Here is a 20260-nt window from a genome sequence, read left to right as displayed (position 1 = left end):
GCGACAGGTTGTTATGCCCTTGTTATCGGTGTGTCATCGACCGCTTATGTTCGGCCGGGGTTCACCCCATAGGCTGTTCGGCGTATCGCGGTCCGGGATGGATGGGTCCCGCCGGCAGTGGAGGTTGCAGTGAGTCGTCTGACCACTTTCATCGTCTCGCTCGCTCTTCTGGTCGGGCTGTTCATGCAGACCCCTCAGCAGCGCTATGTCACGTCAGGTCTGGACCCGCAGATCAACCACATCTCGGTGATCGGCGACTCGTACACCACCGGCATGCTTGCCGAAGGCGGCATGGGTCCGAGGAACTGGGCGCCGCTGGCCTGGCAGAAGCTGTCGCAGCGCGGTGTGCAGGTGGACGCCGATGTGGTGGCCGAGGGCGGCGCCGGTTACGAGGCGCGCGGTAATCACGGCAGCGTCTTCGCCGACCTCACGGCCCGCGCGGTGCAGCCTGACGACGCCTTGATCGTGTTCTTCGGATCGCGCAACGACAAGGACTCCGACCTCGGGATCTACACCCGCTTGAGCCACGACGCGCTGACGATGGCCCGCCAGGCCGCCCCCACCGCCCGGATGCTGGTGATCGGGCCGCCATGGGTGAATGCCGACGTGCCGCCCAATCTGCTGGGCGTTCGCGACATCCTGCGGGATCAAGCGCGACAGGTGGGTGCCACTTTCGTCGATCCGATCGCCGACCGCTGGTTCTTCGATCGCCCGGAGTTGATCGGTGCCGACGGGATCCACCCGACCGACGCCGGCCATGCCTACATGGCCGACAAGATCGCGCCACTGATCGGCAAGGAACTCCCGCGCTGGGTCTGAGGACCGCGTTCAGCCCCTCGACGTGGTACGGAACCTGTCCCGGTAGGCCTTCGGCGACACCCCGAGATGGCTGGTGAACACCCGGCGCAGGGTCTCGGGGCTCCCGAACCCGGCGAGTCGGGCGGTCTCGCCGACCGGGCGTCCCGCGTCGAGAGCCGCCCGTGCGACATCGATCCGTACCATTTCGACGTAGCGCGCCGGTGTGGTGCTCAGCTCGGCCTGGAACAGCCGGGTCAGCTGTCGGGTACTCAAAGAAGCCAGGGCCGCAAGGCTTTTCACACTGTGGTTGGCGGCGGGATCGGCCGCGATCGCATCGGTGACCCGACGCAGCGCGGATTCTGCGGGTGCATCCGACTCGACCAGTGTGGAGAATTGGGACTGGCCGCCTGCACGCTTGAGGTACACCACGAGCGACCGCGCGACGTCGCGCACCAGGTCGGCTCCGCAATCCGATTCCACCAATGCCAACGCCAGGTCGATGCCCGCCGACACCCCCGCAGAGGTGTAGACGTCGCCGTCCCGCACGAAGATCGCGTCAGGCTCGACGGTGATCCTCGGATACGCCCGCGCCAACAGCCGCGCGTGCCGCCAGTGTGTGGTGGCCCGGCGACCGTCGAGCAGTCCGGCCTCGGCAAGAATGAACGACCCTGTGCAGATCGAGGCGAGCCGCCGGGTCCGCAGGGGCAGATCTCGAAGCGACGCGACCAGCTCGGGATCGATCGGCCGGCCCACGAGATCGTCTCCGCCGGAGACCAATACGGTGTCCACGTCGCAGATCTCCGCGATGCGATCGGTCACCGCGAACGTCGTGCCGATCGAGGTGGTGACGTCGGCGCCGTCAACTGAGGCGATTCGTAGGCGGTAGTCGGCACCGAATCGATTGGCCTCGGCGAAAACCTCGGCGGGGCCTGCGGCATCCAGCAGTTTCATACCGTCGAAGACCACGATCACGATCTCGCGCGGTCCCACAGCGTGTCCCATGCGCCCATTGTGTCGCTTGTTGTGGGAAAGGTGGCGCATCGGCCACGGGTCCGGCCGCCGGAGGCGACGCAGACTGGTCTCAGATCAACAGGCACCCGCCGACTCATTGACCCGCACCGCCTACGTCCACCGAAGAACCGACAACCTGGGAGCCACATCATGACCACGTCCCTGACCAACAACATCGCCGGCGTCGAATTGCCCGACACCGCGCTGACGCGAGACGTCACCGAGTACATCCGTGACGTCGAGGACGATCTGCTTTTCGATCATTCCCGCCGGGTCTTCTACTTCGGTGCGCTGCAGGGCCTGCGCCGCGGCCTGCGGCCCGATCTCGAATTGTTGTACGTGGGAGCGATGTTCCACGACATCGGACTCACCGAGGCTTACCGCACGACCTCGCAGTTGAGGTTCGAGGTCGACGGAGCCAACGCCGCCCGGGACTTCCTGTTGCAGCGCGGGTTCGACGAGGCGGCTGCGCGCAAGGTATGGCTGGGCATCGCACTGCACACCACGCCTGGGGTCCCCGAGTTCCTGGACCCCGAGATCGCCCTGGTGACAGCGGGCGTCGAAACCGACGTTCTCGGCATCGGCCGGGAGGACCTGACACCGGAGGATCTGAGCGCTGTCACCGCGGTGCATCCGCGGCCGGATTTCAAGAACCGGATTCTGCGCGCGTTCACCGACGGGGTGCAGCAGCGCCCGGGGTCGACATTCGGCACCGTCAACGCCGATGTGCTGGCGCACTTCGACGACTCGTTCGTGCGTGAGGATTTCGTCGACATCATCCTCAAGAACGGCTGGCCGGAATAGTCAGAGCCGCAAGGCGATTCGCAGCCGAAATCGGGATACCCAGCTTCACCGGTCGATCACGCCGTGCCGATGCGGCGTTCGGCGAGCTCCTTCAGGGGCTGTGGCAGCGCGGGTGCCTGCAGGACTGCGGGCAGATGCTGTGGCTCCAGGGTCAGGGCACGGAACACCAACCCGACGGTGACGTCGTGATCCGGCCGGCCGGTCACCACGATCTCATCGCCGGCCGACACCGGTCCGGGTGTCACCAGGCGGAGGTAGGCGCCCGGAATCGCTGTTCTGGTAAAGGTTTTGACCCACCCGTTGATCTGCAACCAGTTCGCGAATGTCCGGCAGGGGATGCGCGGCCGGGACACCTCGAGCTCCAGACCGTGCGTCCCGACTCGCCAGCGTTCACCGATGACGGCGTTGGTGACGTCGATGCCCTCGGTGGTCAGATTCTCGCCGAACACACCGTTGGCGATCTCACGGTCCAGCTCGGTCTGCCAGTTGTCGAGGTCCTCACGTGCGTAGGCGTACACCGCCTGGTCGTCTCCGCCGTGGAACTGTTGGTCGCCGATCGTGTCGCCCACGAGGCCGCTGCCGAGCCCGCCGTGCATCGGGCCGGGGGCGCGCACCGCGACCGCTCCGTCGACGGGGCGTTTGTCGATGCCGGTGACGGCACGCCCCTCGGCGGTGTTGGGTCGTGGATGGGCCACGTTGACCGTCAGTACCTGCGCCATGACGGACAGCGTAGTGGCTTAGAAGGCCGCTGTCGCAACGCCATTCGGCGCGGCAGGAGGTGGCGGCACCGGAAGGCACAGTCCGGTGGCCAGATCGAGTTGCCGGCCTGGCACGCAGAACGGCGAACAGCCGTTGGTGACACCGGTTTCCCCGGGCGGGCAGGCCGCACCGGCGGCCGGCGCCACGATGGTGGCCACCGCCATCGACCCGGCTGACAGCACCGCGGCCGACACCACGGTGAACACCCCGCGCCACATTGCGCTCGTCATCGGCTGTCTCCTCATGAGCTGTACCTGCCACGACCCATGGCCGCAGTCTAGGTGGCACACCGGCCACGTACCGGCAGTTGCCCCGTTGTCCGCCCGTAGGCGGGCCCGTCCGCTAGCGTCACGTGGTTGTGCAGACCCTGATCGACTTCGAGCGTGCGCCCGTGTTCGCCATTCCGACTGTCGAGCCGGTCGGTGGGCTCACCGTTCGCGAGGGCATGCTGCTCGAGGGCCCGCAGGGTTGGGGGGAGTTCAGCCCGCTGCCGCACGAGCATGCGCTGGGCCGTTGGCTCACGGCGGCGACCGAGCCGGGAACGGTCGGTTTTCCCGATCCGGTGCGTGGGCGAGTGCCCGTCGCGGTCACCATTCCCGCGACCGTCGACGCCGCCCGCGCTCAGCAGATCGCCGCGGCATCGGGTTGCCGGACGGCGGCGATCGAGGTGGGTGTCGAGGGGCTGGCGCAGGATGTCGAGCGGGTACGGGCCGTGCGTGACGGGCTCGGCGCGGGCGGAGTACTCCGATGCGTCGCCAAGGGCCGGTGGGATCCGGATACCGCGGTCACCGCCATCACGGCCCTCGATCGCGCTGCCGGCGGTCTGGAGTTCGTCGTGCAACCATGCCGGACGTTGGATGAGCTGGCGCAGGTCAGGCGCCGGGTCGAAGTGCCCGTGGCGGCCGGCGAGTCGGTCCGCGATGCCGACGACCCGATGAGTCTGCGCCTGGGCCGGGCCGCCGATATCGCAGTGCTCGCGAGCGGACCGTTGGGTGGCGCCCGGCGCGCGTTGCGGGTCGCCGAGTCGTGCGGGTTGCCCTGTGTGGTCAGCTCAACCCTGGAGACGACGATCGGCCTGGCCTCGGGACTCGCCCTCGCCGGTGCGCTACCGGAGCTGGCGTTCGCGTGCGAACTGGGAACCAGGGAGTTTCTGGCCGGTGACCTGGTCGCGGATTCGCGTTCCCTGGTTGTGGTCGATGGCTACCTTCCCGTCGCGCCGATGCCCCCGGCTCCGCAGCGTGACCGGCTCGAGCGGTACGCCGTCACCGACGAAGGCCGGGCGGCATGGTGGCGCGCGCGTCTGCAGAGCGCCGTATCTGCATCCTGAACTGCGCTGATGTGATTTCCGGCCAGGCACTGCCTGCAGCGGCCCGGCACGTGCTGCCCACGAGATTCAAGTAGCGCACTACGCATGTGCGCGAGCCACCGGCGACTCGAGAATCGACGTGGTCAGCTACCGCTGGCGGGAAGATCCAACGGAGGATGCCATGTCGTTGTTCGCCAAGCTGTCGGAACTCCGGGCCGTCAAGACCCAGGACTCTGGTGGAACCGACGAGCTCAGTATCAGCAGAGCGGATGGGTTCCAGTTCAAGGCGGTGTCGATGTGCCAGGGGGATGTGGTGGATCTGGACCGGCTGCTGCCGTTTGACGGCAAGCTCGAGATCGTGTTGAGGGAGGTGGATGTGCGTACCGACGAGATGGAGGATGTCGGCTCGATACTCATCTGTTCCGACGACCTGGGGCGCGGAGAGCTCACCCAGCAGTTCCGCGGCGCTCGCGCCCAGTACGACCTCACCTACAAGGTGATCTGAGCTCGCTGAAACTCAGTCCTGCACGGCCTTGGCGATCGCCACACACGTGGTCAACCAGTCCGCGTCGGGTTCTGGCGTCTCCGTCAGCTCCCACATCGCGTTGTGCATCATGCGGACGATGACCCAGGCTCGGGCGCGATCGGTATCCAGCCCGGCGGCATCGACCAGAGCCGACAGCCGGCGCCGGACGCCGTCGCGAACATAGCCGGCAAGCTCGTCCCAGCGGTTCCACAGCATCGGCGCGACCTCGTAATGCGGGTCCCCGTCCATCGGCTTGGGATCGATCACCAGCCAAGGCTCGCGGTCGGCGGCGAGCACATTTTCGTAATGCAGGTCCCCGTGGATCAGGGTGCCGGTGACCGCCGGGTCGGCGGCCAGATCGTCGCCCAGGGTGATCGCCTGCTCCACCAGCCGACGTGGCACCGGCGCGTTGCGGGGGAGTCGCTTCAGATCAGCGGTCGACCGGGCGGTGTGATCGGCCAGCGACCGCAGTTGCGGCAGCGCAGGCACATGAATTCGGCGGTACAGCTGCGCGACGATCTCGCATGCCTCAATATCCCAGAGCTCGTTGAGGTTTCGCTTGTGTAGCCGTTCCAGCAACATCATCCGGCGGTGCGGGTCGGCGCTCAGCAACCGGACCGCACCGGCACCTGCCCACCGGCGCAGCGCCAGGTGCTCGTGTTCTGACTCGTCATCGGGAAATGCGGACTTGAGGACGGCGGGTACACCGTCGCCGGTCCGCACCGGCAACACGATCGAGCAATAGCCGTAATCGGCGGGCCCGTCGGCGTGCAGGTCCCATTCGTCGAACTGGGTCCGGATCAGTCTGGGCAGGCCGTCGACCCACGATTGCCACTCCGGCCCTCGCGCGCCCATCGCACGCACGCCCTCGGGCAGATCGATCATCGCGACCATCGTCGCACCCCGGGCGGTCCGCGAGGCATCCGGTTTTGACAGACTGTGCCCTATGGCACAGATAACCCTCAAGGGAAACCCCATCAACACGGTCGGTAACCTGCCCGCAGTCGGTAGCGCGGCCCCCAGCTTCTCGCTCACCGGCACTGATCTCGGCGCGGTCACAAGCGAGCAGTACAACGGCAAGGCCGTGCTGCTGAACATCTTCCCGTCGATCGACACCGGGATCTGCGCGGCCAGTGTGCGCGCCTTCAACGAGCGTGCAGCCGCAAGCGGCGCGACGGTGTTGTGTGTGTCGAAGGACCTGCCGTTCGCGCAGGCGCGGTTCTGCGGTGCCGAGGGCATCGAGAACGTCACCACCGCGTCGGCGTTCCGGGACAGCTTCGGTGAGGACTACGGGATCACACTCGCCGACGGCCCGATGGCCGGCCTGCTCGGGCGTGCCGTCGTCGTGGTCGGCGCCGACGGCAAGGTGGCCTACACCGAGTTGGTGCCGGAGATCGTCCAGGAACCGAACTACGACGCGGCGCTGGCCGCCCTCAAGTAGTCGCTTCGGTCCCTCACCGGCGCGACGCGTCGGTGAGGGACCGAGCGCAACCAGTGCCGGCGATCAGACCGGCCACTGCTCGCGGCGATAGGCCGCGTCGAAGAACATCCACTCGTATTTCGCTGTGACCGCGAAATGAGCTTGAGCGGCGGCCGCTTCCGCCCCGCTCAGTGTCGGTCCGAGCCGATCCGTGAGATCGAGCACCTCGGCGACGGTGTCCGCGTATTCCTCGCCTCCGTAGCTGTCGATCCACCGCTGGTAGCGCCGATCGGGCGAACCGCGCTCCAGCAGCGTCGCCCCGACCCGGGCATAGATCCAGTAACAGGGCAGCACCGCCGCCAGTCCCTCGGCGAATCCGCCGCCATAGGCGGTGGCCAGCAGATAACTCGTGTAGGCGCGGGTGGTCGGGGTTACCGGCGTCGCGTCCAGTGCAGCCGCATCCAGCCCCAGTTCGGGGAGCAGTTCGTTGTGGAGCCCGAGTTCGACATCGAAAACCTCGGCGGCGTGCCGGCTGAACATCGCGGTGTCGGCCAGGGTGGGCGCCCTGGCGGCCACGATCGTCAACGCGCGGGCGTAGTCCCGCAAGTAGTGCACGTCCTGTGCCACGTACTGCGCGAATGCGCCGTCGTCCAGGCCGCCGTCGGTGAGGCCGGTCAGGAACGGGTGCGCCAGGATCGCGGCGAATGTCGGTTCGATGGTCTCCCACAGCTGGGTCGACCAGGATTGCGGTTTCGCATCGGGACGCATGCCACCATGGTGGCAGGTCGCCCGCAAATGTTGGGCGCCACCTCCGCAAGCAGTCTGTCGCAACGATTTTCGTGGCGGCGCGCTTTGAGCGGCTCCTTCACGAATGATTTGCCGTGGCGCAGATCGTCATCCCGGATCAGCGGTGCCCGCGCCGCTGTGGCCGGCGACTCCGCTGGCAGTGACAACCGCTTGAGCGGTAACCGTTCGGTCACGGTACTGCATCTGATCGTGCTTGTGCCCCATACGGATTGGGCAAAACGCGCGGTGCGCGGTACAAATGGTTGACTCGACTGACGACGACCCGCAGTCGATGTCGTCGTCCGGTGGTCGAGAGAGTTGATGTTCGATGAGACGTACCTTTGCCCTTCTGCTCGGTCTGGCATTTCTGGTAGCGGCTCCCGGACTGGCCGGCGCCGCACCGATCGAACGCCCCACCGGCAACCAGCGTTATGTCGATCTCGTGATCGCCCGCGCCATGTCGCAGCGCGGTGTGCCTTTCAGCTACGGGGGCGGCGACGTCAACGGACCCACCCGTGGCGTCGCGCGCACGCTGCCCGCCCCGGGTCTGACGCCGGTCACCCCGCCTGCCATCGGGGGCGGTTTGACACCTGGCCTCTCCACCCCGGCGGTAACCGCTCCGATGGTGTCTCCGGGCGTCGGCCTGGTTCCCGATCCGTCCTCGAACGTGGTCGGATTCGACGCCTCCGGCTTGATCGTGTACGCCTTCGCCGGGGCCGGTGTGAAGATGCCGCGATCCTCGGGCGAGCAGTACAAGGTGGGGCAGAAGGTGTTGCCGTCGCAGGCACTGCCCGGCGACCTGATCTTCTACGGGCCCGAGGGCACCCAGAGCGTGGCGATGTACCTCGGCAACAACCAGATGATCCAGGGCACTGAGCCGGCGGTCGCCGTGACGCCCGTGCGGACCCAGGGCATGACTCCGTACCTGGTCCGCATCATCGCCTGACACCCGAAATTTGGTGAGTCTGAGGTAGCGCAACCCTCCGTAGGCTGTGAGCCGTCGACGACGAAGGGCGCACACAACCGATGGAACAGACCCCCGCGATCACGCGAACCGTGTTTCCCGACATCAGTTCGCGGGCCTGGGAGCACCCGGCCGACCGGACCGCGCTGACCGCGTTGCGTCGGCTCAAGGGGTTCGATCAGATCCTCAAGGTGCTGTCGGGGATGTTGCGCGAACGCAAGCACCGGTTGCTGTATCTGGCCAGTTCGGCACGGGTGGGTCCGCGGCAGTTCGCCGACCTCGATGCGCTGCTCGAGGAGTGCGTCCAGGTGCTCGACGCTCCGGTGCGTCCGGAGATGTTCGTCATCCAGTCGCCGGAAGCCAATGCGTACTGCATCGGAATGGACGATCCGTTCATCGTGATCACCTCCGGCTTGTACGACCTGATGACACACGACGAGATGCGGTTCATCATCGGCCATGAGCTCGGCCATGCACTCAGCGGCCATGCCGTCTACCGCACGATGCTCAATCATCTGCTGCGCCTGGGCGCCTCGTTCGGCTTCATCCCGATCGGCGGCTGGGCTCTGCGCGCGATCGTCGCGGCCCTGCAGGAATGGCAACGCAAATCCGAGCTCTCCGGGGACCGCGCGGGCCTGTTGTGCGGCCAGGATTTCGATACCGCCATCCGGGTCGAGCTGAAGCTGGCGGCGGGCAGTCACCTCGAGAAGCTCGACACGCAGGCGTTCCTGGCCCAGGCGCGGGACTATGACGCCACCGGGGACATGCGCGATGGGTTGCTCAAACTGCTCAACCTGGAGTTGCGCACGCATCCCTTCTCGGTGCTGCGGGCGGCCGCTTTGACCAAGTGGGTCGATACCGGCGGATATGGGGCCATCATGGCGGGTGACTATCCGCTGCGGTCCGACGATGACACGGCGAGCTGGGCCGAGGATGTCAGCGCGGCGGCCCGCCATTACAAAGACGGATTCGATCAATCCGACGACCCGTTGATCCGAGGCATCCGGGATGGTTTGGGTGGGGTGGTCGACGGCGTCGGGCAGGCAGCGACGAGTGCTGCCGACGCGATGGGCCGCAAGATCTCCGAGTGGCGCCGCGCCAACAGGCCGGGCGAAGAGTAGCGCCCGGCCGGGTGGTTGCCGTCGGAGCAACGGTAAGCCCATAGACTGGCGCTCGTGGGCATCCTGTTTGGCTTCGCGCCGTGGATCATCTACTGGGTACTCGTCGGAAATGTGCCGTTCCTGGTCGCCGTGCTGGTGGCTCTCGTGGCGGCCATCGCGACGTTTGTGATCAGCCGGATCTCCGGCGCACCGGGACGCACCCTGGAAGTCGGCGCACTCGCGACCTTCATCGTGCTGACGATCCTGACCGTGGTGCTGAGCCAGGACGTGATGGAGCGCTGGATACAGCCGCTGAGCACGGTGGGTATCTTCCTGGTCGCGCTGATCGGCCTGTTGATCGGCAAGCCGTTCGTGCTGGAATTCGCGTCGGCGGGTCAGCCGCCGGGAGTCGTGGAAAGCGATCTGTTCCAACGGATCGTCAAGATCCTGACCTGGATCTGGGTGGGCGCCTTCGCCGGGATGACCATCTCCGCGGCCATCCCGCCCATCGTGCAGGGTGATGCCACGATCCTGGACACCAAGACGCCGCTGTCGTTCGTCTTCTACTGGGTCATCCCGTTCGCCCTGTTGGGCCTGGCCTCGATGGCTTCACGTGTCCTGCCCGACCGGATGACGGCGGGCATGAACGACATCGTGCGCAAGACGACGTTCGTGGCGTTCTCCGAGGCCGAGATCGACCAGCTCTACTACCTGGCTCAGGAGCATGCCAACCGTGAGGTCGGCGCCGGGCAGGAAGCCTACGACGTCCGGGTCGGCGGGTCCGGAACTCCCTTGGTGGGCGACGAATCCCGTATGTCGTGGCCCTCGACGTACAAGGTGCGCGACCGCAAGCGGTAGGCAGGCGGAGTACACGCCCTCAGCCGGTGGGCATCATCCCCAGCAGGCTGAACATCATCACGACTCCCGGCAGCAGGTTGGTCACCTGGTGCGCGATGATGCCACCCCACAAGCTGTCGGAATACAAGCGGGCCATCGCAATTGGGATTGCGACCACCAGGAGCAACGGGGCGCGCTGAGGTTCCAGGTGGGCCAGGGCGAACACGAGGGTGGACACCGTCACCGCGGTGATCCGGCCCCAGCGTTGTTCGAGCGCACCCCAGAGCAGTCCGCGGTAGACCACCTCTTCGCAGATCGGTGCGATGACCGCCACCAGGAGCAACACGGTCACCGCGACGGGCCAGACGGTTCGTACGCCCTCGTAGACGCCTCCCACGGCTGACGTCGCGTCCGGTCCGACGATCGACTGGTAGAGCAACGCCGCGGGCAGGGTGACGAAGAGTCCGCCGATGCCGAAGGCCAACCCGATACCGATAGCGCGCCAGGACCATTGCCACCGAAAGTCGATGCGGGGCCCGTTGCCTCGCCACGTCGCGATCGCGATGGCCAGTGCCGCGGCCACCAGTGTCGGCGCGCCGATGGCCAGTGTGATCAACCAGGCCGGCGGTGGACCGGCGGGGGCGAACACGCCGAACGCCGCGGAGGTGAGCAGGTAGACAGCCTCGACGATCAGGAAGGCGCCCAGGCCCCAACGGTGTGTGGTCACTTGGTTCCGAAGATGCGGTCTCCGGCATCGCCGACGCCGGGCACGATGTAGCCCTGTTCGTCGAGTTCCCGGTCCAGTGCCGCGGCGTAGATCGGCACGTCCGGATGCGCCTCGTGCATCGCCGCGACCCCTTCTGGGCAGGTCAGCAGGCAGACGAATCTGATGGAGCGGGGCCCGAACTCCTTGATGCGGTCGACGGCCGCGACGGCCGAATTGCCCGTGGCCAGCATCGGATCCACGACCACCACGTCTCTTTCCTGAAGATCGCTGGGCAGCTTGAAGTAGTACTCCACGGCCACCCGGGTCTTCGGGTCGCGGTACAGGCCGATGTGGCCGACCCGGGCATTGGGCATCACACTGAGCATGCCGTCCAGGATGCCGCTGCCTGCGCGCAGGATGGACACGAACACCAGTTTCTTGCCGTCGATCACGGCCCCCGTGGTCGATTCCAGTGGCGTCTCGATGTCGATGTCGTGCACGGGGATGTCGCGCAGCACCTCATAGCTCATGAGCATCGAGATCTCGATGAGCAGCTGGCGAAACCCTTTGGTGGACAGGTCTTTCTGTCGCATCAGGGTCAGCTTGTGCTGCACCAGCGGATGGTCGATGACGTGCAGGTTGCCCATGGTGTCCTCCTAGAAGACCGTGCCGTCGCTGACGATGGACAACGGAGGTCGGCCGCCGCGCAGGCGAGCGGCGAGCGTGCGCCCGGTCGCCCAGGTTCCGCCCTCCAGTACGCAGGCGAGCGGCAGTTGCGGTACCCCGAGATGGCCGACGATGAGCGGCGCCAGTTCGTCGAGCAGCGCGACGGTCAATGCTCGCCACTCCACCACGATCTCGTCACCCACGGCCCAGTCCCGCTCGGCGAGCGCAGGATCGGCCAACCGCAGGACGCCGGTATCCAGGAACAGGCCGCCGTTGCGGTACTCGGGCAACCCGGTGAGGGCGTCGATGTCGGTGACGGCGACGCCTGCCCACTCGAACGGCTCGAGCAGTGAATAGGTCAGCCACTGCGACAACTTGTGAAACGGCATCCATCCGCGCGAGAGGCCGGGTCCGGCAACGGCCTCATGCGGCCAGCAGTCACCGAGTGGTTGGCCATCGATGGCGTTGTCGCTCAGCCACACGCCGGAGAGTGTGCGCAGCAGGGAGGAGAGGAGGTCGTGCGCCGCGACGGCCGGGCCGGGCACCGTGTCGAACAGTCCACCGGGCCTGCCGTGCGGGCCGAACACATCAGGGTGGGCGGCCAGTTGCGTGCCGAGCCGGCGTAGCAGCTCGACCCGACCGTTGAGTCCCACCAACGGATTCTCAGGGCCCACCTGAAAGGCGCCGGCCAGGCTGTCGACGTCGAGGGCACGCAACGCGGCTGCATCGGCTCGCAGTGGATCGCCGGGATCGCTCGAGAACAATCCGTTGCGGAATGCGTGCCAGCTGGCCACGCCCAGCCCTTCCGACCGGCTCAGATCGAGACCGGTGCCCGATTCGCGGTAATGCCAGGCGGTTCCGGCGCCGGCGTCCAGTAGCACGCTCACCACCACCAGGTCGATCATCGAGCGAGCCTGGGCTGCAGTGTCCCTATTTGTTGTGCGCGTGGCCAATTCGGCTCGGCGGTCGACGCCGCCGGCCTCGAAATGACGCCACCGGCTGTGGTACGGGATGGCGAGTGTGGGGTAGCGGCTACGCGTCACTTCGGCGACGGTGACTGCCGCCTGGTCCAGGGCGTCGTCATCGACGCGGAACCAGGAGGACTTGCCGGCCCGTGCCCGTTGGAGAAGATGTTGGGCCCGTTCGCGAATCGCGGCGGTGGTGCGCAGGGTGGCGACGGCCGCCGAGCCGTCCAGGGTTGTGGTCACGGGATGAGTCCGCGGCCCTTGGCGATCTTGAGTTCGGCGGCGCCGGGCACCGGCCCCGGGGTGAAGTAGCCGGCCGCCATCTTGGCGTCGATCTCGACCCGGGCGTCGGCTGGGATCAGCTCGTCGGGGATGTTGACCCGCTCGCCGACCTCGATCCCGGAACCGGTGATCGCGTCGTATTTCATGTTGCTCATCGAGACCAGGCGGTGAATTCTGCGGATGCCCAACCAGTGCAGGACATCGGGCATGAGCTCCTGGAACCGCATATCCTGCACGCCCGCCACGCATTCGGTACGGGCGAAGTACTGGTCGGCGGTGTCGCCGCCGTCCTGGCGCTTGCGTGCGTTGTACACCAGGAATTTGGTCACCTCGCCCAGTGCGCGGCCTTCCTTGCGGGAATACGCCACCAACCCGACCCCGCCGCGTTGGGCGCCGGCGATGCACTCCTCGATCGCGTGTGTGAGATAGGGCCTGCACGTGCAGATGTCGGAGCCGAAAACATCCGAACCGTTGCACTCGTCGTGCACGCGAGCCGTCAGTTCGACAGTCGGATCGGCCAGATCGCGTGGTGCACCGAAGATGTAGAGGGTCTGCCCGCCGATCGGGGGCAGGAACACCTCGAGATCACCGCGGGTGACGAGTTCGGGGTACATGCCCCCGGTCTCCTCGAACAACACCCGGCGCAGCGCATTCTCCGTACAGCCGAACCTGGCGGACACCCCCGGCAGGAACCACACCGGCTCGATCGCGGCCTTGGTCACCAGTGCCGCACCGTTTTCCAGCAGCACGTCGCCATCGGGATGTAGCCGTCCGGCAGCGATGGCCGTGGCGATCTCCGGCACGAGCACATGAGCCTTGGTCACCGCGATGGTCGGCCGGATGTCGTAACCGGCGGCCAGCTCGGCGGTGAACACTTCGGAAACCATCGCCCCCCAGGGGTCCAGGCTGACGATCGTGTCCGGTTGACTCCACTGGGGATAGGGTCCGATCACATCGGTGGGGGCGGTGTTGGTCAGATCTGCGCGGTGTTCCGGCGAGAGTGCACCGGCGGCGACGGCCAGTGCCCGGTACACGCTGTAGGACCCACTGTGGGTGCCGATCACGTTGCGGTGCGCGCGTGTGGTGGTGGTACCGATCACCGGACCCCGCTCGGCGGCGCTGGGTGCGGCCCACTGGATCGTCGGCGTCCCCGCCACAGCACTGTGCGATGTCAACCGAATGTGTCGGGCCTTCGCCGGCTCCGCGGATGCACCACCTGATTCGACGACCATGTCGGTGCTCCTTCCTCCGCGCATGCGCCCGGTGAGACCGTCCAGTCAACCCCGATTCGGCCAGTTCTGCATGCGGTGTGCCCGTACCGTCGGTGGGGTGCGCTGGATCGTGGACGCCATGAACGTGATCGGATCGAAGCCGGACGGCTGGTGGAAGGACCGCCGCGGCGCGCTGGTGAGTTTGGTCGAGCGGCTCGAGCGCTGGGCCACGGCCGAGGCGCAGCGGGTGACCGTGGTGCTCGAAGGGCCGCTCACGCCGCCGATCGCGTCATCGGTCATAGACATCCGTCACGCCCCGCGGGCGGCCGCGAATTCCGCCGACGACGAGATCGTGCGGTTGGTTCATGCGCATTCATTGCCCGCTGAGATCACCGTCGCGACATCGGACAGCGCACTGGCCGAACGGGTTCGCGCCGCGGGCGCGTCGGTGCAACCGGCCGCCGGGTTCCGCGACCTCATCGATCGTTTCTGAGCTCAGATCGTTTCTGGGTTCAGCGGCGTACCGTCTTGATCTGTCCATCGATGATCAACTGCCGCAGGGTTTTCCGGTCGAACTTTCCGCTGGACAGGGTCGGTATCCCGGCACTGGTGGTCAGTGCCCACCGGGTGGGCACCTTGTAGGCGGACAACTGTTCGCGGGCGCGCGCGGCCAGGGAGTCCAGATCGAGCTCTGCGGTGGGCACCACGATCGCGCAGACTTCTTCGCCGCGCTGCGGATCATCGATGCCGACGACCACACACTGCGCCACACCGGCGGATTCGGCGATGACGGCCTCGACCTCCAACGGGGAGACGTTGGCCCCTGCGGTTTTGATCAGGTCGGTGGTACGGCCGACGTAGAACAGCCGGGGATCGCCGTCGCGCCGGTAAACCTTGTCGCCGGTGTGGTACCAGCCGTCGGCGTCGAACGTGTCGGACCGTTCACGCTTGTTGTATCCGGCCATCACCCCGATTCCGCGGACCAGGAGTTCACCGGTGTCACCGGGCACGACGGGGGAACCGTGTTCGTCGACGATCGCCATGTCGGTGAAGGCGAATCCGCCGGCGGTCTCGGACATCGTGCGGTGCACGGGGAATCCGTCTGGCACATCGGTCATGGCGATGTCGAGCGGGCCGTCGCGCAGCATCGGTGCGCTGCTCAGGTCTCGCTCGGCGAATGACGGATGCTCGCGCAACCGCTGGGTGAACGCGGGCCAGCCGACGAGCCCCGTGATGCGTTCGCGTTCGGCCAGATCCAGCGCGGTGGCCGGATCCAGTTTCGGCATGACCACAACGGTGACCGGTTCGTGCAGCGCACCGGTGACCGCGAGCAGTCCGCCGATCCAGAAGAACGGCATCGCGCACAGAACCCGGGATTGATCCTCGGACCCGGTGATGGCCCGGATGGCGCTCGGCCAGGTCGAGGTCTGACGCACCAGCGTGCCGTGGGTGTGCAGGACCCCTTTGGGATCGGCGGTGGACCCCGATGTGTGAACCATGACGGCGAGGTCGGCGGGGGAGACCTCGGCTTCGGCAGCGGCCAGGACGTCGACCGGCATCAGCTCGGCGCTCTCGTGGCAGCCCCGCGACGCCCAAGGCCGGTCCACCCCGCCGGTCAGCGCGATGCGACGCAGATACGGGGCGGCGCGCAGTGCCAGTCGGTTCGTGGGCTGGTCGGCCAGCTCGGGCAGGGCGGCCTCCAACCGTTCGGCGACATCGATGTTCAAGACGGTGTCGGGCGCAAGCAGCAGCCCGATGTCGGCCAGGCGCAACACCTTTGCGATCTCGGCGGGGGTGTAGAGCGTGCTCAGCGGCACGGCGACCGCACCGATCCGCGACACCGCGAGCCACCACGTCACCCACTCGGCACTGTTGGGGAAGAACAGGCCCACGCGGGTGCCCTTGCCCACCCCCTCGTGGAGCAACCACCGTGCCAGGCGCGCGGACCGCCGCTCGGCCTCGACGTAGGTGAGTCGGTCGGTGGGGGTGACCAGATACGCGGACTCACCGAACTCGGCGACGCCGCGGTGGAGCAGAGCGGGGATGGTCAGCGGGGATGGCGTCACCCGACCATCTTCTCCAATGGGCCGGGCGGACAGCGCCGCGGTGTCAGTCGCCGCCGCAGGCTCCGCACGCGCCATCGCGTGGTGGGCGTGGATCGTGGGGGTTGTCGGGGTCGGGGTTGCCGAACCACCGCGACGGCTCATGCGCGGCGTAGTTGTCGTGCCAGGACCACCACTCGTACGGTTTGGTCTGCGGATAACCCGGCGGGGAATCCTCCCAGCTCTCCTGTCGACCGAGCGCCGTCATATCAAGGAAGTTCCAGGTGTTGACGAACACTTCGTCGCCGCGGTCGTTGATGAAGTAGGTGCGGAAAATCTGATCACCGTCACGGATGAAGGCATTGGTGCCGTGCCATTCGTCGACTCCGAAGTCCACGTCGAACTCCGCGCCCTCGGTGGGGATCATGGTGTACCACGGGTGACTCCAGCCCATGCGCGCCTTGATCCGGGTGATGTCGGCCTGCGACCCGCGGGAGGCATAGACGAGTGTGGTGTCGCGGGCATTGAGGTGGGCAAGGTTGCCGATGTGATCGGCCATCAACGAGCAGCCGACACAACCGTGCTCCGGCCAGTCGTCCACACCCGGATCGAGGAATGCGCGGTAGACGATCAACTGACGGCGCCCGGCGAACAGGTCGAGCAGTGTCGCCTTGCCCTCGGGTCCTTCGAAGGCGTATTCCTTGTCGACCGGGGTCCAGGGCATACGCCGGCGCAACGCCGCCAGGTGGTCGCGTGCCCTGGTGAATTCCTTTTCCTTGACCAGCATTTCTTCCAGCGCGGCTTGCCATTCCGCCGCAGGCACGATGGGTGGATTCTTCACGGTTGCTCCCGTCGTCGGTGCTGTTGATCCCGGGTCAAACATTCAACAACTCAGTTGAATAACATAGCTTCAGCACACCACGACTCGCGGCTATAGTCAACAAGGTGGTTGAAGATCAAGTCCTGGACCGTGCCTACTCGGCCCTGGCCGATCCGACCCGTCGTCGGCTGCTGGAGGCGCTGCGTCGCGGTGATGCGCGCATCAGCGACTTGGCCGCGCCGTTGCCCATGACGTTCGCCGGCGTCTCGCGGCATGTCGGGGTACTGGAAGCCGCCGGTCTGGTGCAGCGGGAGGTCCGTGGTCGCGAGCACTGGGTGTCGCTCAAGCAGGACGGATTGACCATGGCCCAGCAGTGGATGAACGAGCAGACGGACTTCTGGTCGAGTCGCGCCGATGCGCTGGCCGCACGGTTGCGGCGACAGGCGGATTCGCGATGACCGACGCACCGACAGTGCGCGTGCGCCGACTGATGCCCGCGGCTCCCGATGTCGTGTTCGACCAATGGCTCGACCCCGAGTCGCTGCGGGAGTGGATGTGCCCGCGCCCGGTGCACTGCGTCGAGGTGGTGGTCGAACCGCGAGTCGGCGGGATCGTGCGGTTCGACGTCGACGATTCCGGCGCAGCCGTGTTGATCACCGGCCAGTTCCTGGTGATCGAGCGGCCCCATGTGCTGCGATTCACCTGGAGCAACTCAGACTGGCTCGACCCCACCGTGGTCAGCATCGTCAACGTCGAGTTCGAGCCGGCCGCGGACGGGCAGACCATGATGTCGATCGAGCATTCCCTTTTGCCGCCAGAGGAATTCGACAATTTCCACAGCGGCTGGACCCTCACGCTCGAGCAACTGGGAGCCCTCCTCGAAGGTGCCGCGCCCTAGACTTGCGGTCATGGATAGTGGCTCTCAGGTTCAATATGAGGCTCCCGCAGGACTGCTGCGTATCGAGGACTGCCTGGACGAGGCCGGCGGCATCGTGCTGCCCCCGGGGACCACGCTGATTTCCCTGATCGACCGCAACATCGCTCACGTCGGTGACCTGGTTGCATACCGCTATCTGGATTTCAGCCACGGCGAAGACGAGGTCATCGAGCTGACCTGGACTCAGCTGGGTGTTCGGCTGAGGGCTGTCGCGGCGCGGCTCCAACAGGTTGCCGCGCGTGGCGACCGCGTCGCGATCCTGGCGCCCCAGGGCCTCGACTATGTCGTCGGCTTCTTCGCCGCGATCAAGGCGGGAAACATCGCGGTGCCGCTGTTCGCGCCCGAATTGCAGGGCCACGCCGAACGACTCGAAACGGCGCTGCTGGATTCCCGCCCGGCCACGGTGCTCACCACCTCCACCGGAGATGCCGCGGTGCAGGAGTTCCTCGCGAAGATGCCGGAGTCCGGGCGTCCCCGGGTGGAGCTGATCGACGCGATACCCGATTCTGACGGGGACGGTTTCGCCCCGATTCCGGTCGATCCCGACGACGTCTCGCACCTGCAGTACACCTCCGGTTCGACGCGTCCGCCGGTCGGAGTGGAGATCACCCATCGTGCGGTGGGCACCAACCTGCTGCAGATGATCCTGTCCATCGATCTGTTGAACCGAAACACCCACGGCCTCAGCTGGTTACCGCTGTATCACGACATGGGCTTGTCCATGATCGGGTTTCCCGCGGTGTATGGCGGGCACTCGACGCTGATGTCGCCGACCGCGTTCATCCGTCGCCCCCAGCGTTGGGTCCGCGCGATGTCGGAGGCATCGAAACACGGCCGCGTCATCACTGCCGCACCGAACTTCGCCTATGAGTGGACCGCCCAGCGCGGTGTACCCGCCGCGGGGGAGGACATCGATCTGAGCAATGTGGTGCTCATCATCGGCTCCGAACCGGTGATCCCTGAGGTGATCACGGCATTCAACGAGACGTTCGCGCCGTACGGGCTGCCGCCGACTGCCTTCAAACCGTCCTACGGCATCGCCGAGGCGACTCTGCTGATCTCGACGATCGCTCCGGCCGAGCAGGCATCGGTGGTCTATTTCGACCGCGAGCAGCTCGGAATGGGGCGAGCGGTCCGCGTGGAGGCCCACGCCGAAGGCGCCGTCGCACACGTATCGTGCGGCCACCCGGCCCGGAGCCTGTGGGCGGTGATCGTCGACCCGGCGACCGCCGACAGACTCGCTGAGGAAGTGGCCGACGGTGAGGTCGGCGAGATCTGGTTGCACGGCAACAACATCGGTCGAGGCTACTGGGGCCGGCCCGAGGAGACGCGAAAGACGTTCGGGGTGACACTGCACTCGCGCCTTGCCTCAGGCAGCCACGCGGAAGGGCTGCCGGAGCACGCCAGGTGGCTGCGCACCGGCGATCTGGGGGTGTATTTCGAGGGGCAGTTCTATGTGACGGGCCGGATGGCGGACTTGGTGCAGATCGGCGGGCGCAGCCACTACCCACAGGACATCGAGGCGACCGTGGCAGAAGCCTCCCCGTTGGTCCGGCGGGGCTATGTCACCGCGTTCACGGTGAGCGCGGACGGTGACGGCGCCCGGCTGGTGGTGATCGCCGAGCGGGCGGCCGGCACCAGCCGGGCCGACCCGCAGCAGGCCGACAATGCCATCCGCGCGGCGGTGGCCGCTCGGCACGGTTTGACCGTGGCCGATCTGCGGTTCCTTCCGGCCGGTGCGATCCCGCGGACCACCAGCGGCAAGCTGGCCCGGCTGGCATGCCGCAGTGAGTATCTGGAGGGCACATTGGGCGTGCGGTGACCGCTCACCGCGGGCATGCTGCCTATATGAGCAGAGACGAGATCACCGCCGCGATCGTGGAAGCCCGCCTTACCAAGGGCCTGACCTGGCAGCAGCTGGCCGATGCCATCGACAGACCCGTGGTGTGGACGGTTTCTGCGCTGCTCGGACAGCATCCGGTTCCGGTCGAGGCCGGCAGGATCATCGTGGACCTGCTCGGATTGGACGAGTCGGTGATTCCGGTGCTGGCCGCGGTGCCGATGCGTGGTGGGTTGCCGACGGCCGTGCCCACCGATCCCACCATCTACCGGTTCTACGAGGCGCTACAGGTCTACGGCGGTGCGCTCAAGGAACTCATCCACGAACAGTTCGGTGACGGCATCATGAGCGCCATCAACTTCAGCGTCGACGTGCAGCGTAAATCGCACCCCGCCGGTGACCGAGTGGTGGTGACGTTCGACGGCAAGTTCCTGCCCTACGACTGGACGGCTGCCGAGAGAATCGTCCGCTGCTAGTTTG

24 protein-coding genes are annotated in these 20260 nt (G+C 66.7%); 13 read left to right on the top strand and 11 right to left on the bottom strand.

Annotated elements, in window-relative coordinates; translation table 11 throughout:
- Nucleotides 1-129: 129 nt before the first annotated feature.
- Nucleotides 130-819, top strand: a complete 690-nt coding sequence (locus QQ25_RS17315) for an Rv0518 family GDSL lipase (RefSeq protein ID WP_039320305.1) — start codon at nt 130-132, stop codon at nt 817-819.
- Between the two features lie 9 nt (nt 820-828).
- Here the strand turns inward: QQ25_RS17315 and QQ25_RS17310 are convergent, their stop codons facing one another.
- Nucleotides 829-1800: a GlxA family transcriptional regulator gene (locus QQ25_RS17310; RefSeq protein ID WP_039379769.1), complete on the bottom strand. Its 972-nt coding sequence runs from the start codon at nt 1798-1800 to the stop codon at nt 829-831.
- Between the two features lie 159 nt (nt 1801-1959).
- Here QQ25_RS17310 and QQ25_RS17305 point away from each other — a divergent pair, with 159 nt between their 5' ends.
- A complete protein-coding gene (locus QQ25_RS17305) occupies nt 1960-2613 on the top strand; it encodes an HD domain-containing protein (protein WP_039379767.1) in 654 nt (217 codons plus the stop codon).
- A 56-nt stretch (nt 2614-2669) separates the two neighbouring features.
- Here the strand turns inward: QQ25_RS17305 and QQ25_RS17300 are convergent, their stop codons facing one another.
- Both QQ25_RS17300 and QQ25_RS17295 read right to left on the bottom strand, forming a co-directional pair.
- Nucleotides 2670-3332, bottom strand: a complete 663-nt coding sequence (locus QQ25_RS17300; RefSeq protein WP_039379765.1) for an MOSC domain-containing protein — start codon at nt 3330-3332, stop codon at nt 2670-2672.
- Between the two features lie 18 nt (nt 3333-3350).
- On the bottom strand, nt 3351-3602 hold the full coding sequence (locus QQ25_RS17295; RefSeq protein WP_039320296.1) for a hypothetical protein: 252 nt from the start codon (nt 3600-3602) through the stop codon (nt 3351-3353).
- 128 nt (nt 3603-3730) lie between these two features.
- Here QQ25_RS17295 and QQ25_RS17290 point away from each other — a divergent pair, with 128 nt between their 5' ends.
- Both QQ25_RS17290 and QQ25_RS17285 read left to right on the top strand, forming a co-directional pair.
- Nucleotides 3731-4699: an o-succinylbenzoate synthase gene (locus QQ25_RS17290; RefSeq protein WP_039380099.1), complete on the top strand. Its 969-nt coding sequence runs from the start codon at nt 3731-3733 to the stop codon at nt 4697-4699.
- Between the two features lie 160 nt (nt 4700-4859).
- On the top strand, nt 4860-5183 hold the full coding sequence (locus QQ25_RS17285) for a hypothetical protein (protein ID WP_131546186.1): 324 nt from the start codon (nt 4860-4862) through the stop codon (nt 5181-5183).
- A 12-nt stretch (nt 5184-5195) separates the two neighbouring features.
- On the opposite strand, the gene QQ25_RS17280 is transcribed toward QQ25_RS17285, so the two are convergent.
- A complete protein-coding gene (locus QQ25_RS17280; protein WP_039320726.1) occupies nt 5196-6089 on the bottom strand; it encodes an aminoglycoside phosphotransferase family protein in 894 nt (297 codons plus the stop codon).
- 61 nt (nt 6090-6150) lie between these two features.
- Here QQ25_RS17280 and tpx point away from each other — a divergent pair, with 61 nt between their 5' ends.
- The gene (tpx, locus tag QQ25_RS17275) at nt 6151-6645 is read left to right on the top strand and encodes a thiol peroxidase (protein ID WP_039320292.1); all 495 of its coding nucleotides are present in this window, start codon (nt 6151-6153) and stop codon (nt 6643-6645) included.
- A 63-nt stretch (nt 6646-6708) separates the two neighbouring features.
- On the opposite strand, the gene tenA is transcribed toward tpx, so the two are convergent.
- Nucleotides 6709-7392, bottom strand: coding sequence for a thiaminase II (gene tenA, locus QQ25_RS17270; protein WP_039379763.1), 684 nt, complete (start codon nt 7390-7392; stop codon nt 6709-6711).
- Between the two features lie 346 nt (nt 7393-7738).
- Between tenA and ripD the strand changes: the two genes are divergently transcribed.
- The 3 genes from ripD to QQ25_RS17255 all read left to right on the top strand — a co-directional run bounded on the left by ripD (nt 7739) and on the right by QQ25_RS17255 (nt 10332).
- Nucleotides 7739-8356 carry an NlpC/P60 family peptidoglycan-binding protein RipD gene (gene ripD / locus QQ25_RS17265; protein WP_039320288.1) on the top strand — a complete coding sequence of 206 codons (618 nt, stop codon included), beginning with the start codon at nt 7739-7741 and terminating at the stop codon, nt 8354-8356.
- Nucleotides 8357-8436: 80 nt separating this feature from the next.
- Nucleotides 8437-9495: a M48 family metallopeptidase gene (locus tag QQ25_RS17260; protein ID WP_039320286.1), complete on the top strand. Its 1059-nt coding sequence runs from the start codon at nt 8437-8439 to the stop codon at nt 9493-9495.
- Between the two features lie 54 nt (nt 9496-9549).
- Complete coding sequence (locus QQ25_RS17255; RefSeq protein WP_039379761.1) at nt 9550-10332, top strand: hypothetical protein; 783 nt, start codon at nt 9550-9552, stop codon at nt 10330-10332.
- 19 nt (nt 10333-10351) lie between these two features.
- Here QQ25_RS17255 and QQ25_RS17250 read toward each other — a convergent pair whose 3' ends face one another.
- The 4 genes from QQ25_RS17250 to QQ25_RS17235 are packed head-to-tail and all read right to left on the bottom strand — an operon-like array spanning nt 10352 to nt 14162.
- Complete coding sequence (locus QQ25_RS17250; protein WP_101906140.1) at nt 10352-11038, bottom strand: CPBP family intramembrane glutamic endopeptidase; 687 nt, start codon at nt 11036-11038, stop codon at nt 10352-10354.
- A complete protein-coding gene (upp, locus tag QQ25_RS17245) occupies nt 11035-11664 on the bottom strand; it encodes a uracil phosphoribosyltransferase (protein ID WP_039320284.1) in 630 nt (209 codons plus the stop codon). Before upp ends, QQ25_RS17250 begins: the two co-directional genes overlap by 4 nt.
- 9 nt (nt 11665-11673) lie before the next feature.
- The gene (locus QQ25_RS17240) at nt 11674-12891 is read right to left on the bottom strand and encodes a URC4/urg3 family protein (RefSeq protein ID WP_039379759.1); all 1218 of its coding nucleotides are present in this window, start codon (nt 12889-12891) and stop codon (nt 11674-11676) included.
- The gene (locus QQ25_RS17235; protein ID WP_039379757.1) at nt 12888-14162 is read right to left on the bottom strand and encodes a GTP cyclohydrolase II; all 1275 of its coding nucleotides are present in this window, start codon (nt 14160-14162) and stop codon (nt 12888-12890) included. Before QQ25_RS17235 ends, QQ25_RS17240 begins: the two co-directional genes overlap by 4 nt.
- Before the next feature lie 97 nt (nt 14163-14259).
- On the opposite strand from QQ25_RS17235, the gene QQ25_RS17230 reads away from it, so the two are divergent.
- Complete coding sequence (locus QQ25_RS17230) at nt 14260-14634, top strand: NYN domain-containing protein (protein ID WP_039320719.1); 375 nt, start codon at nt 14260-14262, stop codon at nt 14632-14634.
- Between the two features lie 19 nt (nt 14635-14653).
- Here QQ25_RS17230 and QQ25_RS17225 read toward each other — a convergent pair whose 3' ends face one another.
- Both QQ25_RS17225 and QQ25_RS17220 read right to left on the bottom strand, forming a co-directional pair.
- The gene (locus QQ25_RS17225; RefSeq protein ID WP_039380097.1) at nt 14654-16207 is read right to left on the bottom strand and encodes a class I adenylate-forming enzyme family protein; all 1554 of its coding nucleotides are present in this window, start codon (nt 16205-16207) and stop codon (nt 14654-14656) included.
- A 43-nt stretch (nt 16208-16250) separates the two neighbouring features.
- Nucleotides 16251-17024, bottom strand: a complete 774-nt coding sequence (locus QQ25_RS17220; RefSeq protein ID WP_039379755.1) for a DUF899 domain-containing protein — start codon at nt 17022-17024, stop codon at nt 16251-16253.
- Nucleotides 17025-17128: 104 nt separating this feature from the next.
- Here QQ25_RS17220 and QQ25_RS17215 point away from each other — a divergent pair, with 104 nt between their 5' ends.
- Genes QQ25_RS17215 through cynS form a run of 4 tightly spaced genes read left to right on the top strand, consistent with a single transcriptional unit; the run spans nt 17129 to nt 20256 of the window.
- Nucleotides 17129-17461, top strand: coding sequence for an ArsR/SmtB family transcription factor (locus QQ25_RS17215; RefSeq protein ID WP_039320275.1), 333 nt, complete (start codon nt 17129-17131; stop codon nt 17459-17461).
- On the top strand, nt 17458-17901 hold the full coding sequence (locus QQ25_RS17210) for an SRPBCC family protein (protein ID WP_039320273.1): 444 nt from the start codon (nt 17458-17460) through the stop codon (nt 17899-17901). The genes QQ25_RS17215 and QQ25_RS17210 overlap by 4 nt, the downstream gene beginning before the upstream one ends.
- A gap of 10 nt (nt 17902-17911) precedes the next feature.
- Nucleotides 17912-19762, top strand: coding sequence for a fatty acyl-AMP ligase (locus QQ25_RS17205; RefSeq protein WP_039379753.1), 1851 nt, complete (start codon nt 17912-17914; stop codon nt 19760-19762).
- Between the two features lie 26 nt (nt 19763-19788).
- Nucleotides 19789-20256 carry a cyanase gene (gene cynS / locus QQ25_RS17200; RefSeq protein WP_039320269.1) on the top strand — a complete coding sequence of 156 codons (468 nt, stop codon included), beginning with the start codon at nt 19789-19791 and terminating at the stop codon, nt 20254-20256.
- Nucleotides 20257-20260 lie beyond the last annotated feature (4 nt).

The organism is Mycolicibacterium setense, from assembly GCF_000805385.1.
In the GTDB taxonomy this organism is placed as follows: Bacteria; Actinomycetota; Actinomycetes; order Mycobacteriales; family Mycobacteriaceae; genus Mycobacterium; species Mycobacterium setense.
Note: the sequence above shows the minus strand (reverse complement) of the source record. Positions and strands in the feature narration are given on the sequence as shown.

What these genes read in the sequence shown, in the direction of transcription:
- QQ25_RS17310 (WP_039379769.1), bottom strand. Translation starts at nt 1,800, where the DNA reads ATGGGACACGCTGTGGGACCGCGCGAGATCGTGATCGTGGTCTTCGAC.
- QQ25_RS17305 (WP_039379767.1), top strand. Translation starts at nt 1,960, where the DNA reads ATGACCACGTCCCTGACCAACAACATCGCCGGCGTCGAATTGCCCGAC.
- QQ25_RS17300 (WP_039379765.1), bottom strand. Translation starts at nt 3,332, where the DNA reads ATGGCGCAGGTACTGACGGTCAACGTGGCCCATCCACGACCCAACACC.
- QQ25_RS17295 (WP_039320296.1), bottom strand. Translation starts at nt 3,602, where the DNA reads ATGACGAGCGCAATGTGGCGCGGGGTGTTCACCGTGGTGTCGGCCGCG.
- QQ25_RS17285 (WP_131546186.1), top strand. Translation starts at nt 4,860, where the DNA reads ATGTCGTTGTTCGCCAAGCTGTCGGAACTCCGGGCCGTCAAGACCCAG.
- QQ25_RS17280 (WP_039320726.1), bottom strand. Translation starts at nt 6,089, where the DNA reads ATGATCGATCTGCCCGAGGGCGTGCGTGCGATGGGCGCGCGAGGGCCG.
- tpx (WP_039320292.1), top strand. Translation starts at nt 6,151, where the DNA reads ATGGCACAGATAACCCTCAAGGGAAACCCCATCAACACGGTCGGTAAC.
- tenA (WP_039379763.1), bottom strand. Translation starts at nt 7,392, where the DNA reads ATGCGTCCCGATGCGAAACCGCAATCCTGGTCGACCCAGCTGTGGGAG.
- ripD (WP_039320288.1), top strand. Translation starts at nt 7,739, where the DNA reads ATGAGACGTACCTTTGCCCTTCTGCTCGGTCTGGCATTTCTGGTAGCG.
- QQ25_RS17260 (WP_039320286.1), top strand. Translation starts at nt 8,437, where the DNA reads ATGGAACAGACCCCCGCGATCACGCGAACCGTGTTTCCCGACATCAGT.
- upp (WP_039320284.1), bottom strand. Translation starts at nt 11,664, where the DNA reads ATGGGCAACCTGCACGTCATCGACCATCCGCTGGTGCAGCACAAGCTG.
- QQ25_RS17235 (WP_039379757.1), bottom strand. Translation starts at nt 14,162, where the DNA reads ATGGTCGTCGAATCAGGTGGTGCATCCGCGGAGCCGGCGAAGGCCCGA.
- QQ25_RS17210 (WP_039320273.1), top strand. Translation starts at nt 17,458, where the DNA reads ATGACCGACGCACCGACAGTGCGCGTGCGCCGACTGATGCCCGCGGCT.
- QQ25_RS17205 (WP_039379753.1), top strand. Translation starts at nt 17,912, where the DNA reads ATGGATAGTGGCTCTCAGGTTCAATATGAGGCTCCCGCAGGACTGCTG.
- cynS (WP_039320269.1), top strand. Translation starts at nt 19,789, where the DNA reads ATGAGCAGAGACGAGATCACCGCCGCGATCGTGGAAGCCCGCCTTACC.